Below are 15,319 nucleotides of genomic sequence, written 5' to 3' on the forward strand. Positions count from 1 at the left end.
GGTTTTAAAATTCAATTCCTGGTTGGTCAAGAAAAATACTTACGTGGGTGCGTCCATATTCTTTGTAGTAGGCGCAGTGCGGGTGATCAGTAAAATCGTGTCGTTTATCGTGCTCCAGGATGAGCCATCCGCCTTCTGCAAGCCAGCCATCGGTGGTAATGGCTTCAATCATCTTGTGCATGTAAGCATAATCGTAGGGGGGGTCAGAAAAGATGATATCGTAGGGGAGCGGCATGCCTTCCAGAAATTTTTCTACCGGCGATGTAACCGTCCTTATTTGGTCACTCACATCAAATTCGCGCCCCACACTTTCGATATGTTTAATATTCCTGCGGTCGCTGTCTACAAATAGTACTTTTGAAGCCCCCCGTGAGATAGCTTCAAATCCCAAGTTGCCCGACCCGGCAAAAAGATCCAAAATATTAGCATTGCGGATATACTTTCGGGCATCGAGTATCGAGAAAAGTCCTTCTTTGGTTCGGGCCGCCGTGGGGCGAACGTTTAACGTGTTTGGAATATTTATTTGTCGGCCTTTTAGCGTGCCGGTAATAATGCGCATGTGCTGCTTATTCTGTTTTTGAAAAACCTTAATTCGGTATAAAGGTACAAAAAATAATACTGACAGAGATAATTGCCGAATCAATTCACCTATCAATCGTAATCGAGAGCTAACATGATCGCTGGAAAAGCCGATTCGAGGTTGAAGCCATAGGTTTGTTCGTCGGCTTTGATCTGTATTTTTTCCAAGGTGTCCATTTTGGTGATGGTTCCGGCGTCATCCCAAAAAGGTTCCAGGATTTCAATAACTTGAAAGGCATTTTCACCATAGACGTAAATCTCTTCGTGCAGGCCACCCATCCAGTTAAGTTGTTGTGTATGTTGAAGCCATAGATAGGGAAGATCTTGAACTTCGTCGTAGGGTATATAGGTGGCACCGCGCAGCTTGCCGAGAATAAATGAAGCTATAGAAATACAGTTTTGGTAGCAGCAGACCGTCATAAACGATCCGCCGGGATTTGCATGTTGTACCCAGCGCAATCCAATTTCGAAATCACTGATCAGGTCGGTTGTAGAGGTATTACCGGTTAATTCCTGAAATCCTTTAAGGGATTGGTTATTTCGCAACAACAGAAACTTGTAATCCTGATTGCTCAACGTATACCAAGTGGGCTGGATGTTTTTGCGGTCGACCCCACTCATCAAAATATTGATATGCTTTTCGCGTTCGTCGGAATCGTCATAAACGATTTTAGGGACCGAAGTCCAGCATTCTTGGGTAGGAAGTGAAAGAATACGCAGATGCCGAATTTCGTATTCTTCCTTAAATTGATCAATAGTTTGTTTGATACCCCGAAAGTGCTGCTCGGAATTTCCAAGCAGCGTTTCGGTAATATCAAAGTTAAAGTCGTAACATCCTATGCGCGCCAGCTTTTGTGGATTCGTTGGATCGTTGACAGCATAAAAAAGCTGATTCTCAAAAAAGCAAAGTCCTAAACAAGGATGTTGTTCCTCCATTTGTCATTATTTCCAACTGGCAGCATTAAGCTCGGTTGTGTTTTTAAGCGACCCGATACGATCTTCGGTGTCCGGATCTTCTAATAGATAAATATTTGGACGCAGTGTATCGTTGAGCGTATACTCAAACTTCTTGTGGGGTGGACGGGGTGAATATATTAACGAATCCGGATTGTAGCTTTTGTTTGGATTTATTGGTGCAAAAAGAGAATCCCCATTGGCAACCATCAGCGAATCGGTTTTCAGATAACTTACAAGAGTATCGAGTCCGCCCTCAGTGGGAGGAAAGTTGTCTTTATCTTGCTCGTACTGAACCAAGGCATCGCGGACAAGTCCCATTCGATGACGTACTTTCTCAGTCATCTGTTCGCGTTCGACAACTTTTTGATAAGGATCAACAATTGAATGGTATAGCCAATAGCCTAATACAACAATGATTATTCCCAGTACAATACTTAATATTCTGTTACGCTTTTCAATATCCATGTGCAGATACGTATATAATTAAAGTGGTTTTTGAAAATATGACTTTGAAAATACATGCCGACTTGCTGATATGCAACTGCAAGTCAAAATTGGGAAATTTTCCCGTATACTGATTTATATGCCTAATGTACGTTCTTATCCACTATTTAAAGGTTTTAGGTGAAAAACTTTTTCTGTCAGATAAGAAGATAATCCCCGCCGCTTAAATTGTTGCAGTTCCTTCAGCTTTGATTGTTCGTGTACACATGTAAGTTTAAACTGGTGCCCAAACAGTTTTTTTAGCTCTTGTTCATCCACAGAAAAAGGCGGCCCGTTCATCTCACTTTGATTATACTCAAAAGTTTGTATCAAGATTTGGGTACCAGTATTACAGAGTTCGATCATTTTTTCTGCATGTGGTTGTCGTTTTTCAACAGGCAAAGCTATAATAGATGCTTTATCGTAGATGAGGTTCTGCGGGGGAATTTGGTCAGCCGGCAATTTTGCGAAGTCTCCCTCCCATAATACCAGTGAATCAGAACGGTAAATCGTAAAGCCGTAACTGGAATCCTGAACAAATGATTCTTTGTGTTGTTGCATTACATGGTGCAGGGCTTTTGGGGATATTTCCACGCCGGTAACAGAATGACAATGATCTGCAAGCCATAGAAGATCCAGGGATTTACCACAGAGTGGTACAAGAACTTGTGCATCAGATTTGATGCCGAGGCGGCTCCACAAGTTGGGTAGCGGGGGATAAACCGTATCCATGTGCCAGCTGGTATTACCTTTCCGCCATCGGCTTTGCCAGTAACTTATTTCCATGGGTTTGCAGTGATCTTATTTGGTTTTGGTATCAAAATAAAACAATTGATTGGCGGAAATAATCTAATTCAGAGAAAATTTTAAAATGAGAATTTGCCAATGTTACAAAGTCGTAATTCTATTGGGATTAAGTTATATTTAGCCATTTTGAAATGCCCGTAGTCATAATTAATACGCTAATCTAAACGACAAATTTCTGCAAGTCCGTTGAACCGGAAAGTTCTAAACCTGGCTATTCCCAATATCATAAGTAACCTATCCGTACCCCTGCTCGGAGCGGTTGATACGGCGCTGGTAGGCCATCTCGAAGAAGCCTATTACCTGGGTGCGATTGCTGTAGGAAGTATGATCTTCAACTTTATTTTTTGGGGATTTGGGTTCCTGCGGATGGGTACGACCGGAATTACAGCGCAGGCATTCGGAGAGAAAAATCAGACCGAAAGCATTATGACACTGGCGCGGGCGTTAACGGTAGCCATCATCTTTGGGGTTTTAATTGTGCTGCTACAAGCATGGATTGCCGACTTCAGTTTTTGGCTTGTAGAGGCATCTCCCGAAGTTGAGCGATACACCCGCATCTATTTTGAGATACGAATCTTTACCGCGCCGGCCACGCTGTCGCTGTATGCTATTAATGGCTGGTTTCTGGGGATGCAGAACGCTCGATACCCCATGATTGTCACCATCTTTTTAAACAGCCTCAATATTGGGCTTGATGTGCTGTTCGTTTACGGCATGGGCATGACGGTAGACGGCGTTGCGATGGGAACGCTTATCGCTCGATATGCCGGGATAATATTGGCTGTTGGCCTTTTGATCTATAAATACCGAAGCTGGCTGAGTGGTTATGTACATGATCTTCTACTGGAGCTTGAAGCCATCAAAAATTTCTTTTCTGTCAATCGCGATATTTTTATCCGTACACTATGCCTTATTTTTACCTTTTCTTTTTTTACGGCAAAATCTGCTGAGTTTGGGAATGTAGTGCTGGCAGCTAATTCTATACTGTTGCAGCTCTGGATGCTTGTCTCCTACGGCATTGATGGATTTGCTTACGCAGCAGAAAGTTTAATCGGTCGTTATACCGGTTCCAATCAGCAGAAGCGAGTAAGGTTGGCGGTGAAATACTGCTTTATCTGGGGGATAGGAATTGGCGTAGCGGCTTCACTTACGTATGCTATTTTTGATGTGCGAATATTGCGGATTTTTACCAACCAGCAGGATGTCATCGATACCGCGATGGTTTATTTTCTGTGGACGATTGCAGGTCCTGTAGTGAGCAGTTTTTCATATATCTGGGATGGTATTTTTATTGGAGCTACGGCAACCGGACCAATGCGAGACTCGATGATTATTGCCACCCTTGTGGTATTTCTGCCGACCTATGCTATTGGCGTTCATTATTTTGGGAACCACGCTCTTTGGTTGGGAATGACGCTTTTTATGTTAGCTCGCGGTGCCACGCTTACGTATTTTGCTCCCAAGCATATTCTTAAAATAAATATATTATCAAAAGCGTAATTTGCTAATGTTTTTTTAAGTTGATTGTAATTATAAGTAGATGAAAAGTTATGAAGACAATAATGCTAATGCGCCACGCTCAATCATCGCACGGGGCTGGGAAGAAGAAGGATTTTGATCGACCCTTGTCCAAGCAGGGAAGTATTGATACCTCGCGGATGGGTTTGTTTATAAAGCAAGCAGCGGTGCTACCCGGATATATTGAGGGATCAACTGCTAAGCGAGCCCAAGAAACTATCGAGCTTCTTATAAAAGCTGCTGATTTACCATCTGATATCGTCAGTTGGAATGAAGACCTGTACTATGGCGGAGCGCGCGATTACCTGTCGGTGATACAAAAGGCATCCGGAGATACAGATCGTATAATGATTGTGGGACACAATCCACTGCTCGAAGAAACGGTTTCTCTTTTGTGTAATGGTGAGGGAGAATATGTGGCGCGAATACCTTCGGGCGGACTGGTTTGCATTGAGCATCCCGCTATAGAATGGAAACAGATAAAGCCTGGCACGGCACGTTTTCGGTGGATGATGATTCCTGAGCTATTAGAAAAGATGGAGCAGTAACTATCCGATTATGTCTTTGTAATCGGCCAGACGAGTGCTTTCATCCTCTTCGTCAATGAGTTCCAGAATGTGAGAAACAGCTTCGTGTGGATCGCGATAAAAGTGATCTTTGCCCATAAACTTTCGCAATCCAGACTTATCAATAACATCCCGTATCGGTCCTTTAAGTCCGGCGATATAAAGTTCGATATCCCAGTTTTTAAGGGTTCCCACCATTGATTTTATTTTGTCGATGGCTGTTGTGTCAAGGGTGTTAATAGTACTGCCGTCAATGACGACGTAATGGGTTGATTGGTTGCGTTCCCGACTTTTTTGGATGATATAATCCCGAAAAAAATCAGCGTTGAAAAATGAAAAGGAAGCGTCAACCCGTAGAATCATGAGTCCATCAATAGGTTCAGCCTCAGGATTACGTTCCAGGTTTTTAAACAGCCGCGTACCCGGAATAATGCCCAGTTCCGCTACATTGGGACGACTGTATTTGTAGAGCATGTGAATCATGGAGGCAACAACTCCAAGCAGAATGCCTTCTTGAATACCAATTAAAAGCGTACAAAGAGCGGTAAATATAGCAATAAGCCCTTCGCTGCGTTTGGTTCTATATAGAAATTTAAATTCTCCGATATCAATAAGATTGAGGGCTGAAACAATAATAATAGCCGCCAGGATGGGCATCGGTAAGAAGTAAAAAATAGGCGTTAAAAACAGGAGGGTGGCAATAATTACAACAGAAGTTATGATGTTGGCCAGTGGTGTTTGAACGTTGGCTTGTTCGGATGCCGCCGACCGGGAAAAGCTGCCGGATACGGGAATAGATTTAAAGAGGCTTCCAAAAAAGTTAGAGGCGCCAAGAGCTACCAGCTCGTGATTGGCATCAATAATGTAGTTGTGGCGCTTGGCAAATGTTTGTCCAAGTGATGCTACACTCATAAACTGCACCAGCGCCAGGGTAAGGGCGGTAGGTAAAAGTTCACGCATATTATTAAAATTGATCTCTGGCAGAGAAAGAGCGGGTAATCCTGTTGGAATATCACCCACCAGTTGAATGCCGATCTGTCCGGCTCCCACCATCCAAGATAATAGAATGCTGACACTTAATATTACGACAGAAATAGGGAAGACAGGTTTCACATACCGTATAAGGGCCATTATGGCGATGGCAATTAGGCCCCATAAAAATGTTTGCCAATGTATTTGGTCAAAGCTTGAGATTAGTTCCTCAATTATTACAAAAATATATTGAGTTTGAGAAAGCTCAATCCCGAATAAGTTATTAACCTGACTAAATGCAATAATGAGGGGGGCGGCAAGCGTAAAGCCGGCAATGACCGGACGCGAGAAAATATTGAGAACCGATCCAAGACGCATCGATCCCATTAACAGTTGCAAGCCACCGGCCATCATGGTAAGTAGGATGGTGAGCGTGATATAACGATCAGTGTTGGGTTCTGCAAGGAGGCTAACCCCCGCGGCCACAATCAGCATATCGATTGCTACGGGACCGATGGAAAGATTCTTGGATGTGCCTAATAATGGATAAATGAGCAGCGGAATGACGCCGGCATATAGTCCGTAGATGGGAGGAACACCCGCAATTACAGCATAAGCCATCCCTTGGGGGATAAACATGACTCCCGTCGTAAGACCGGCTGTGAGATCACCGCCAAACTTCTGGCTGTCATACTTGGGCAGCCATTCTATAATCCTAAATGTTTTTCGTAGCCATTCTTCCATAGATCAAATAGATCACAATGTCGCAAATCGAATTCAGAAGATAACAGTTATAGTGTTTTTTCTGAATTTGAATAAACAATTGGTCATAATATAGATTTTATATCGGCCATATTATAGGAGCTAAAATAATTTCAATAATCCAAAGTATTATGGCAAGGGTTGACCTTTCGAAATTTCCCCGAATACGTTATTCAAAAGTCAAGTTTAACTTTCTTTCCTGAACTTATAAAGGCCATATGAGGGGAATGAAGATGGTAGCCAGAATCCAGAAAAGGAGGTTTAACGGAAGACCTACCTTTGTGAAATCGGTAAACTTATATTGTCCGGCCCCATAGATAAGGGTGTTGGCATGGTGACCGAAAGGAGTAATGAAAGTGAGGCAGGCGGCATAGCTAACTGCTAAAACCATTGGTTCGGCATTAACGCCAATCTGATTAGCCACCTGAATGGCAATGGGAGCCAGTAACGCTACAGAAGCATTTGTCGAAATAATGGCCGTTATCGACATGGTGAGCAGGTAAAATCCCGATAAGACTGCAATGGGTCCGAAGTCATACAATACAGAAATTACGGATTCAGCTATTAGACCTGCCGCTCCTGTTTTATCCATTGCCGTACCCAGTGGAAGCACCCCGACAAGTAGCATAATTACTTTCCAGTTGATGGCATTGTAGGCTTCTTCCTTGGTAATGCAGCCGGTTAATATCATCAAAATAACACCAGCTGGGGCACTAACTACAATGGGAGCTAAGTTTAGGGCAGCGGTGCCAACAACACCGGCTAATATGGCTAATGCGATATATGTTTTATCTGTGCGGGGACGCATTATATCTACTTCTGATGATATTACAAATGAGGGATCGTTGCTGATATCTTGCAAGCGATCACTGCTTAGGCTTAGTAGAAGTGTATCGCCGCCCGAGATGCGGACTTCTTTTAGGTCTTCCTGCTTCAATTCTCCGTGGTGGCGAATGGCCAGCGGAATGGCCCCAAACCGTTCATAGAAATCGATATCCTTAAGTTTCCGCCCCTCCAGCGTTGATTCGGGGGCCACGGCGGCCTCTACAAGCGCATCGCGACCGTGTTGAAGGTCTACGTCAACCCATTCTGAGGTGGGAACCAGGGAAAGGTCTTCGCGCCTGAGAAGCTTGTCAATTTCTGAAGCACTTCCCCGGACTCGAAGAATATCACCGGCTTCAATCTTTGTTTTTGTACGGGTGGCAGATGAGTCGCTGGCTGTTTTAAAAATACGCAGTATGTCGAGATCGAGTTCACTGGTGAGGCTTGTCTCATCCAAAAATTCACCAATTAGATTAGATTCCGATTCAACCAATAGATCGGTAAGATAGCCCTGCATTTGAAAGTCAGCCGTCAGCTCATCGTCTTTGCGACGGGCTGGAATAAGATTATACCCTGCCAAATACATATAGAGAAAGCCACCGGTAAGTAAAATGAGTCCCATCGGCGCAAAATCAAACATGGTGAAGGCTTGTCCCCCGCGATCCTGAACAATAGAGCTAACAAGGAGATTGGTGGAAGTCCCGATCAGGGTGTTAATGCCGCCCATTATGCCAGCGAATGCCAAGGGCATTAATAGTTTTGAGGCGCTGACACCAATCCTGGCAGCTATATCAATCACCACCGGGATGAAAATCATAATCACGGCCGTGTTGTTCATAAAAGATGAGGCAAAGCTGACAAAAAGCAGCATTATAAATAGCCATAGCCAGTAGTTTTCCTCCATTTTATCGCAAAAAAAGTTACCGGCTTTATTGAGCAATCCAGTCCTTCGCACGCCTTCGCTAATGACAAACATAGCTGCGATAGTAATGGTGGCGGGATTACTGACTCCTGCAAATCCTTCTTGAGGTGTAAGAATGCCTGATGCTAAAAGACAAACCAGCAGAATAATTGAAGCAACATCGAACGATACATAATCTGTTGCAAATAAGAATAGGGCAAGAGCCAGTAGAGCAAAAATAAAAATTATTTCGAACGACATTTACTAAATTCGTTTGTTTATTTTTGTATTTCTTCTTGAATTAAAAATAGATTCTACAGTGTAGTATTTTATTTACTCATTATCTCTCTGAGCCTGGATTTCTCTTAACAAGCTTGAGTCATTATACATTTCCGTTATATGGGAGATAATAGGTCGAATATTCATCGTTATGGTATGGGTGAGTTCGGGCATAAAAAGGAGGTCGTTAATCATGCTTTGGGGACTTCTTTCTACGACAATGCCAATCAGTTTTCCGTTGCTGTTAAGTACCGGGCTTCCCAAGCTTCCTCCCGTGATATCGTTGGTTATCACAAAACTTTCCATTCCGGTATTGTCGTCAACTGACTTGGTTACAGATTTGCTGTTCTCTGTTGCCTGTAGTGTTTGAACCTGACCTATACTAAGGCGTAGGGTTCCATTGGCATCGGGATAGGGAACTGAGCCGTTGCTAAATTCAAGCATGCCTTGCACATATAGCTCTTGCGCCGGACGTAGATAGGGCACATGCTGCGAATAGTTTTTGCGGCTAAATTGATAGCTGTTCAGTAACTCACCATAAAGTGTTACCAAGTTATCTTTTGGATGTTTATGTGTGCTGTCGGCTGATTGATTTAGAAATTTCTTGGCGCGATTGAGATTGTAAACTATAGATTCTTTTTCCTGTCTTTCTAAATAAGATTCAATCTCTTTTTTGAGGGCATCTTTCTGGCTATCGCTAAAAAGTTTAATCAGATGAAAGGGAATTTTTCCGTCGGGCAGGGTAGCCAGCATATAAAGCATATCGCCGAGCATCATGGTTTGGGCTTCCATATTTATATTGCTAAGAATGTTTTGATGCCGCTGTAAAATTTCTTGTTTCTTAGCGCTATTGACTTTGGTATTGGTGGTATCGCTAATATGTTCGTAATACGAATTATACAGCCCGGCTATTTGCAGGAGCTTGCTGTTGTTAATCGTATTGACCAGGGCAAAAAGAAGGTCTCCGGTTTGGGAGGCTATTGTATATGATTGTTCAAGCTGACTTAATACTCGACGGTATTTTATGCTGTGCAGGGAGTCCTTTTTGATCCACTTCTCAAATTTATCTTCATCTGTTTGTTTTCTTCTGATAATATTGTTTTCGTCGATCCCTTGTTGTATTGCCCGGTAGTATGTGAGGTTGTGGTTTAATGACAAGCGAAGCGGGGCGTTTTCAATGGCTGTGGCAGAATCCTGCTCGGCAGCGTATTGGGCCGCGTCGAGGATGGTTTTATAGGTATCAATGAGTACCGGATTGCGGTTGTTCCGGTAGAATTTGATAGCGTAGCTGCTTTCGTAGCGCTGGGTTTCGCCGGGAAAGCCAAGTGTTAGTGTAACATCATTGGGAGCGATTTCTTTATTAGCAATGGTAAGGTGTTTCTGTGGCTGGAACGGTACGTTGAATTTGTTATACGTTCTGCTTTGTCCATTTGGACCAACGTACGCTCTTAGAAAGGCGTAATTCGCAGATTTTTCGATGTTGGAATTTGACGGAGCGTGTACCAGCCGGACATCTCGAATTACTTTATAGACGGACATAAACTGCCGGTTGCCGCCCCAAATGTCGTTGATCTCTATTACTAAATTGTTGTTACCGGATTGGCGATCGGCGATAATTTGCTTTTCGATCTGCTGCTTTTGTTTTTTTTGCTGGCGATAGGTCAGCGAGTCGGGGAGTTTTTGGTTGATCTGGTCGGTTACTTCTTTCTGTTCAATAGTGATGAGCAGATTATAGTTTTCGAGCGGAAGTTCTTGTTCTTGGGATTCCGCGGCGAATCCATTGTGGATATAATTTTGATTGAGCGTACTGTTTTGGGTAATACCTTGAATGACGCTGCCATAATTGGTGAGTACTAATCCGTTTAAAGATACGAATGACCCGGTGCCGGCTTGGCTGCCACCAATTTTTATCTTCGCTATGGCTTGATTGAGTGAGATACTGTTGGGATCATAAACTTCTTTTTGTGGTAGGGTAATGCCTTTCGATTGTAATTTTCTATAGACCGGGCCGTCGATTTGCGGAAGCAGCCAGAGCCCCGATAGGTCCGAGGTTTTATCAGCAGAAGCCTGTGGTCGTTCGCTTGATGTACGGTCGGAGCCAGATTGTTGGACATTGGCAGGAGAGGAACATCCTCCCAAAAGAAAAAGGAGTAGCAGAATGGTTGATATGGAACCACATAATTTTTTGAGGGCGGATTGTTGCATAGGAGCGTGTGTTAGATAAAATTTTGTGGATGAAGAATTACGAAGGTGCGAAGATTTTTTCTTACATTAAAGCAGTTTGAATGTTATTGGTATTAAAATTGACTAAGGTTTTGGATTATGAATTACAAGCACAAGTTATTTTATCTCTGTAAAACTCCACTTAGCGCTGAAGGTCCCAAGGATGTTGAGGTAATTGACCGAGCCGAGAGTAGCGATGAATTTCCTGAGCTGTTTAAGGAATACGAAGAGTTGCGTTCGCATGCGTTTAATGACGATAAGCTCTACAGTATTATCCGCGCTGATGATGTGTTCGAAATACTGCGTACGGGTACGGAAGAGGAAGCCCGGGAGAAGGCATTTGACCAGGCCCAGCAGGAGATTATCACGAACTTGCAGCATCGGGTAATGCAGAAGGATGATAAAGAGGCTGAAGCTATTCTTAAGGAAGTGCATGATGTTGAATCGTAATTGATTTGATGTTATCTGCAGTTTGGAACCCGGTTTGTGATGGCTAAAAAACGACCTTTCTACATTGTTAAGCAAGACAAAGATATTTTTGTCGTTGACAAACCGGCGGGACTGCTTGCGGTTCCTATCCCCGATAGTAACGTCAAGAATTTATATGACCTTGTTGCCGATCATCTGGCCAAGCATGGTGTTCGGGTAGGCGTAGTGCACCGTATTGATCGCTATACCAGCGGGCTGATGGTGTTTGCTAAAAATGAGCGTGCCTACAACGACCTTGTTGAAAAGTTTCGCAATCACGAACCTAAGCGTACTTACCTTGCGATTGTACGTGATGTGGTTGAGGGGGATGAGGGCGTTCTGGAGCATCACCTGAAGCTTATTAAAGATGGGTTTCGTAATATTGTTGTTGATTCCAGTGAAGAGGGAGCTACCCCGGCGCGATTGTCGTACAAGGTCAAGGAGCGCTTTCTGGAGAATACGCTGGTGGAAGTGCAGCTCGATACGGGACTGAAAAATCAGATTCGCGTGCAGTTTGAACATATCGGTCACCAGCTGGTTGGCGATCAACATTATGCGCCGGAGGAAGAGGGAGAGCCGCTTATTAATCGTCAGGCGCTTCATGCCTACCAATTGGCGTTTAAGCACCCGCGACACGGAAAAGAGGTGAATTTTGAGGCCAAGATTCCCGCTGATATGATGCGCCTGATCGATCGATTCCGATGGAAGAAAGAAGCGCAATCCGGTTAAGTCTCTTGGTTATAAGGGAACTGTTGCTATATTTTTGGCATTTATAAAATGCCTCATTAAAAATAAATAAACTCATCAACGAATACTATTTGTTATGAATACAGATGCTACAAGAATTTTGGGTTCGATTTTTCTTTTTAGTGTTCTCTTTTTTGCCGGCATGTCGGTACAGGCTCAGGATCAATCCTCATCTGATTTTGAACAGTTTAAAGATCAGTTCAAGAAGGAATATTTTTCAGTTGGCGGATTACTCCAGACAGTGGGCGACTATCAGTTTGAGCGCATAACTGGAGAAAATGGATTTTCTGTGGGTAATGCACGTCTGCAGGTATATGGAGAGTTTGACGATAAATTTGGCTACCAGCTGCAGACAAACTTTGTGCGTAGTTCTGCCCTGCTTGACGCGAATATGTATTATAATTTGACGCCAAATTTTTCAGTCAAAGCGGGATTGTTTAAGACCCCTTTTAGTTATGAGTATTTAACCGGGGCCGCGGCTATCGATTTTGTTAATCGATCATCGGTGGTTAACCAGCTGGCTCCCAAGCGACAGGTGGGCTTTCAAATGCAGGGCAAGATGGCCGATGGGAAGTTTAAATACAGTGCGGGAATGTTTAATGGCAATGGTTTTGGAATCAATCAAAATGATGATGACCAGTTCTTGTATACGGCGCGTATTGAGGCGAATTCCGGCGTAGGAAGTGGTTTACAGGATGGTTTTATGATGGGATTGAATGCCTCGTACGAGCAGAGTGAAAGTACTACAACCGGGGCAGGATTACTGTCGCAGGTTGCGGGCGAACAACTATTGCTTGGCGCTGATACGCGTATTAGCTATAATAAAATGATGTTGGCCGGAGAATTGATTTATTCAACTATTAATGCTGATTTTGGAGCTGAATATAATCCCTTTGGATACTATGTGACGGGCGGATACTTTGTAACGCCGAAGACGCAGCTTCTTGCCCGCTGGGATTATTTTGATGGAGATTTTATCGGCGCCAGTTCAGAGTCTGTTATTGGTGGAGTTAACTTTTTCCCATCGGACTTTTCCGAAGTGCAGCTCAACTATATTTATCCTGTTGAAGAAGGGGCTGATTTCTCTCGGATTCTGTTAAATCTGCAGATTGCTATATAGGTATTTTCTATTTTTCTATTCCTACTCTATCAGGGAATATCTATATTGGTTATAGGTACCTTTTATTGGTTTATTGGAATGATTTAGCCCATATTTCTGTATTCATTACGTGATAATTGAATAGGGAACTAACATGTTTTTACAAGATATAAAAGCGTTCTTCTGCGAGCTTTTAAAGGAGTATTTTAAGACCAAGGATAAACATTATTACTGCAGCGTAAACTGTAACTGTGGAAATAATTAGAATTGAAAAGTATTAGAGTTATGAGTACTGCAATAAAAGGAGATAGTGTTATGGAAATTAATATTGGAATCAATGAGCAAAACCGAGAAAAAATTGCTGAGGCTCTTTCCAGAGTGTTGGCCGACTCGTACATGTTGTATCTGAAAACACATAACTATCACTGGAATGTAACGGGTGAGCTGTTTCATTCGCTCCACGAACAATTTGAAGAACAGTATACCGAGCTGGCAGATGCCATTGATGAAATTGCCGAACGTATTCGAGCGCTCGGTTATCGGGCACCCGGAACATTTAAGGAATTTAATGAATTGACTTCTGTAGATGAACAACAAGATGAGCCGGATGCAATGGAGATGGTTCGGCGTTTGGCAGAAGGCAATGAACAGGTATTGCGTACAGCCCGGGAGGCACTCGATCCCGCTAATGAGGCTGAAGACGAAGCAACGATCGATCTGTTGACTGAGCGTTTAAAGGTTCATTCCAAAACGGCCTGGATGTTGCGCAGTCACCTGGAATAAACGAGAAAACTAAACTTAACTAACACACTATTATTATGGCTTCACGAGAAGAGTACATCGATAAGTTAGAGAAGCAGCTTCGCGAATGGAACACACAAATAGATGAGCTCCAAAAAAGAATCAATCAGGAGTCTCAGGATTTAAAGGCTAATCTCGACAAACGTATGGAGGAGCTTAAAGAAAAGCGCTCAAATCTCCAATCAAAGCTCGATAAAATTAAAGATTCGGGAGATGAGGTCTTTGAGGAAATAAAAGCGGATAGCGAAAAGCTTTGGAAAGATGTTAAAAAGGGCTTTTCAGAGATTCGCGAAATTGTTAACGAGTAACAGATTAATTTTCTTATTATCGGGAAGGCAGTCTATTTGGCTGCCTTCTTTTTTTATTACTAATCTAAAATTATTGGAATAAAAAAATGGAACAGTTCAGTTCATTGCAAGAAGAATTAATGCCATATTTTGTTGAGTATGGCCTCGAGCTCATTGGTGCCATTGCTATACTTATTGTTGGTTTGGTTGCCGCAAAATGGTTAGGCCAGCGTATTGAACGCTATATGGATAAGTCAGAACGTTTTGATCCTACCATAACGCCTCTTTTTGTTAAGGCAACCAAGATTCTCATTATTGCAGTGACAATACTGGCTGTATTGAACAAGTTTGGCGTTGAAACGGCGAGCCTAATTGCCGTACTGGGTACAATTGGTTTGGCCATTGGTCTGGCCTTGCAAGGTACGCTTAGCAACATCGCCTCGGGAATTATGCTGTTTATGTTGCGCCCGTTTAATGTGGGCGATGCTGTTGATATTGGCAGCACCTCGGGCGTGGTGGATGAGATAGGACTCTTTGTCACCGAAATGCATACCTTTGATAACATTGCGATTACGATGCCCAATTCGAAAGTATGGGGTACCGAAATCAGAAACTACTCTCGTAATGACAAACGGCGCGTAGATATGGAGTTCGGTATCGCCTACGATGATGATATGGATAAAGCAATGAATATTGTGAATGAAGTACTTGCTGCCGATGACCGGGTTCTTGATGAACCGGAGCCACTTGTAGCTGTCAGTAACCTCGGGGATAGCGCTGTAGGTATTCGGGTTCGTCCATGGACCGAAACGCCTAATGCATGGCCGCTCCGATATGCTCTAACTAAGCGTATTAAGGAGCGTTTTGATGAAGAAGATATCAGCTTTCCATTTCCACAGCGCGATGTACATCTTTTTCAGGATAATGGGTAAGGTTTTCTGTCCAAATTGAGGAAGTATTTCGGAGCCGGCTTCTATGGGAGATCGGCTCTTTCTATGTGCGGATGTTTTGATATCCCAGATGGATTGTAATAAGTTCCACAGAAATA

At 43.1% G+C, this 15,319-nt stretch carries 15 protein-coding genes; 8 read left to right on the forward strand and 7 right to left on the reverse strand.

Annotation, left to right across the window (positions count from 1 at the left end):
* Window positions 1–4: 4 nt before the first annotated feature.
* The 4 genes from rsmD to ACQ4LT_RS01720 all read right to left on the reverse strand — a co-directional run bounded on the left by rsmD (window position 5) and on the right by ACQ4LT_RS01720 (window position 2,805).
* Window positions 5–655 carry a 16S rRNA (guanine(966)-N(2))-methyltransferase RsmD gene (gene rsmD, locus ACQ4LT_RS01705; RefSeq protein WP_445664270.1) on the reverse strand — a complete coding sequence of 217 codons (651 nt, stop codon included), beginning with the start codon at window positions 653–655 and terminating at the stop codon, window positions 5–7.
* On the reverse strand, window positions 652–1,515 hold the full coding sequence (locus ACQ4LT_RS01710) for a hypothetical protein (protein ID WP_445664271.1): 864 nt from the start codon (window positions 1,513–1,515) through the stop codon (window positions 652–654). Before ACQ4LT_RS01710 ends, rsmD begins: the two co-directional genes overlap by 4 nt.
* Before the next feature lie 6 nt (window positions 1,516–1,521).
* On the reverse strand, window positions 1,522–2,001 hold the full coding sequence (locus ACQ4LT_RS01715; RefSeq protein WP_445664272.1) for a hypothetical protein: 480 nt from the start codon (window positions 1,999–2,001) through the stop codon (window positions 1,522–1,524).
* Window positions 2,002–2,136: 135 nt separating this feature from the next.
* Entirely contained in the window at window positions 2,137–2,805 is a 669-nt protein-coding gene (locus ACQ4LT_RS01720; RefSeq protein ID WP_445664273.1) for a hypothetical protein, read from the reverse strand.
* 207 nt (window positions 2,806–3,012) lie between these two features.
* On the opposite strand from ACQ4LT_RS01720, the gene ACQ4LT_RS01725 reads away from it, so the two are divergent.
* Window positions 3,013–4,326, forward strand: coding sequence for an MATE family efflux transporter (locus ACQ4LT_RS01725; protein WP_445664274.1), 1,314 nt, complete (start codon window positions 3,013–3,015; stop codon window positions 4,324–4,326).
* Window positions 4,327–4,376: 50 nt separating this feature from the next.
* On the forward strand, window positions 4,377–4,892 hold the full coding sequence (locus ACQ4LT_RS01730) for a SixA phosphatase family protein (RefSeq protein ID WP_445664275.1): 516 nt from the start codon (window positions 4,377–4,379) through the stop codon (window positions 4,890–4,892).
* On the opposite strand, the gene ACQ4LT_RS01735 is transcribed toward ACQ4LT_RS01730, so the two are convergent.
* From ACQ4LT_RS01735 to ACQ4LT_RS01745, 3 genes are all read right to left on the reverse strand, one after another.
* Window positions 4,893–6,626, reverse strand: a complete 1,734-nt coding sequence (locus ACQ4LT_RS01735; protein WP_445664276.1) for a SulP family inorganic anion transporter — start codon at window positions 6,624–6,626, stop codon at window positions 4,893–4,895. It abuts the gene before it with no gap.
* 223 nt (window positions 6,627–6,849) lie between these two features.
* On the reverse strand, window positions 6,850–8,628 hold the full coding sequence (locus ACQ4LT_RS01740; RefSeq protein ID WP_445664277.1) for an SLC13 family permease: 1,779 nt from the start codon (window positions 8,626–8,628) through the stop codon (window positions 6,850–6,852).
* A 72-nt stretch (window positions 8,629–8,700) separates the two neighbouring features.
* The gene (locus ACQ4LT_RS01745) at window positions 8,701–10,851 is read right to left on the reverse strand and encodes a S46 family peptidase (RefSeq protein ID WP_445664278.1); all 2,151 of its coding nucleotides are present in this window, start codon (window positions 10,849–10,851) and stop codon (window positions 8,701–8,703) included.
* 117 nt (window positions 10,852–10,968) lie between these two features.
* Here ACQ4LT_RS01745 and ACQ4LT_RS01750 point away from each other — a divergent pair, with 117 nt between their 5' ends.
* The 6 genes from ACQ4LT_RS01750 to ACQ4LT_RS01775 all read left to right on the forward strand — a co-directional run bounded on the left by ACQ4LT_RS01750 (window position 10,969) and on the right by ACQ4LT_RS01775 (window position 15,203).
* Window positions 10,969–11,319: a hypothetical protein gene (locus ACQ4LT_RS01750; RefSeq protein WP_445664279.1), complete on the forward strand. Its 351-nt coding sequence runs from the start codon at window positions 10,969–10,971 to the stop codon at window positions 11,317–11,319.
* Between the two features lie 39 nt (window positions 11,320–11,358).
* Window positions 11,359–12,066 (forward strand): RluA family pseudouridine synthase, encoded by a 708-nt coding sequence (locus ACQ4LT_RS01755; RefSeq protein WP_445664280.1) that lies wholly within the window; start codon window positions 11,359–11,361, stop codon window positions 12,064–12,066.
* Window positions 12,067–12,160: 94 nt separating this feature from the next.
* Complete coding sequence (locus ACQ4LT_RS01760; RefSeq protein ID WP_445664281.1) at window positions 12,161–13,204, forward strand: porin; 1,044 nt, start codon at window positions 12,161–12,163, stop codon at window positions 13,202–13,204.
* 264 nt (window positions 13,205–13,468) lie between these two features.
* A complete protein-coding gene (locus ACQ4LT_RS01765; RefSeq protein ID WP_445664282.1) occupies window positions 13,469–13,966 on the forward strand; it encodes a Dps family protein in 498 nt (165 codons plus the stop codon).
* 35 nt (window positions 13,967–14,001) lie between these two features.
* The gene (locus ACQ4LT_RS01770; protein ID WP_445664283.1) at window positions 14,002–14,292 is read left to right on the forward strand and encodes a coiled coil domain-containing protein; all 291 of its coding nucleotides are present in this window, start codon (window positions 14,002–14,004) and stop codon (window positions 14,290–14,292) included.
* 86 nt (window positions 14,293–14,378) lie between these two features.
* Window positions 14,379–15,203, forward strand: a complete 825-nt coding sequence (locus ACQ4LT_RS01775) for a mechanosensitive ion channel family protein (protein ID WP_445664284.1) — start codon at window positions 14,379–14,381, stop codon at window positions 15,201–15,203.
* Window positions 15,204–15,319 lie beyond the last annotated feature (116 nt).

It is taken from the genome of Fodinibius sp. AD559, assembly GCF_052712805.1.

What these genes read in the sequence shown, in the direction of transcription:
- ACQ4LT_RS01745 (WP_445664278.1), bottom strand. Translation starts at nt 10,851, where the DNA reads ATGCAACAATCCGCCCTCAAAAAATTATGTGGTTCCATATCAACCATT.
- ACQ4LT_RS01755 (WP_445664280.1), top strand. Translation starts at nt 11,359, where the DNA reads ATGGCTAAAAAACGACCTTTCTACATTGTTAAGCAAGACAAAGATATT.
- ACQ4LT_RS01735 (WP_445664276.1), bottom strand. Translation starts at nt 6,626, where the DNA reads ATGGAAGAATGGCTACGAAAAACATTTAGGATTATAGAATGGCTGCCC.
- ACQ4LT_RS01715 (WP_445664272.1), bottom strand. Translation starts at nt 2,001, where the DNA reads ATGGATATTGAAAAGCGTAACAGAATATTAAGTATTGTACTGGGAATA.
- ACQ4LT_RS01710 (WP_445664271.1), bottom strand. Translation starts at nt 1,515, where the DNA reads ATGGAGGAACAACATCCTTGTTTAGGACTTTGCTTTTTTGAGAATCAG.
- ACQ4LT_RS01765 (WP_445664282.1), top strand. Translation starts at nt 13,469, where the DNA reads ATGAGTACTGCAATAAAAGGAGATAGTGTTATGGAAATTAATATTGGA.
- ACQ4LT_RS01770 (WP_445664283.1), top strand. Translation starts at nt 14,002, where the DNA reads ATGGCTTCACGAGAAGAGTACATCGATAAGTTAGAGAAGCAGCTTCGC.
- ACQ4LT_RS01775 (WP_445664284.1), top strand. Translation starts at nt 14,379, where the DNA reads ATGGAACAGTTCAGTTCATTGCAAGAAGAATTAATGCCATATTTTGTT.
- ACQ4LT_RS01760 (WP_445664281.1), top strand. Translation starts at nt 12,161, where the DNA reads ATGAATACAGATGCTACAAGAATTTTGGGTTCGATTTTTCTTTTTAGT.
- ACQ4LT_RS01750 (WP_445664279.1), top strand. Translation starts at nt 10,969, where the DNA reads ATGAATTACAAGCACAAGTTATTTTATCTCTGTAAAACTCCACTTAGC.
- ACQ4LT_RS01720 (WP_445664273.1), bottom strand. Translation starts at nt 2,805, where the DNA reads ATGGAAATAAGTTACTGGCAAAGCCGATGGCGGAAAGGTAATACCAGC.
- ACQ4LT_RS01730 (WP_445664275.1), top strand. Translation starts at nt 4,377, where the DNA reads ATGAAGACAATAATGCTAATGCGCCACGCTCAATCATCGCACGGGGCT.
- ACQ4LT_RS01740 (WP_445664277.1), bottom strand. Translation starts at nt 8,628, where the DNA reads ATGTCGTTCGAAATAATTTTTATTTTTGCTCTACTGGCTCTTGCCCTA.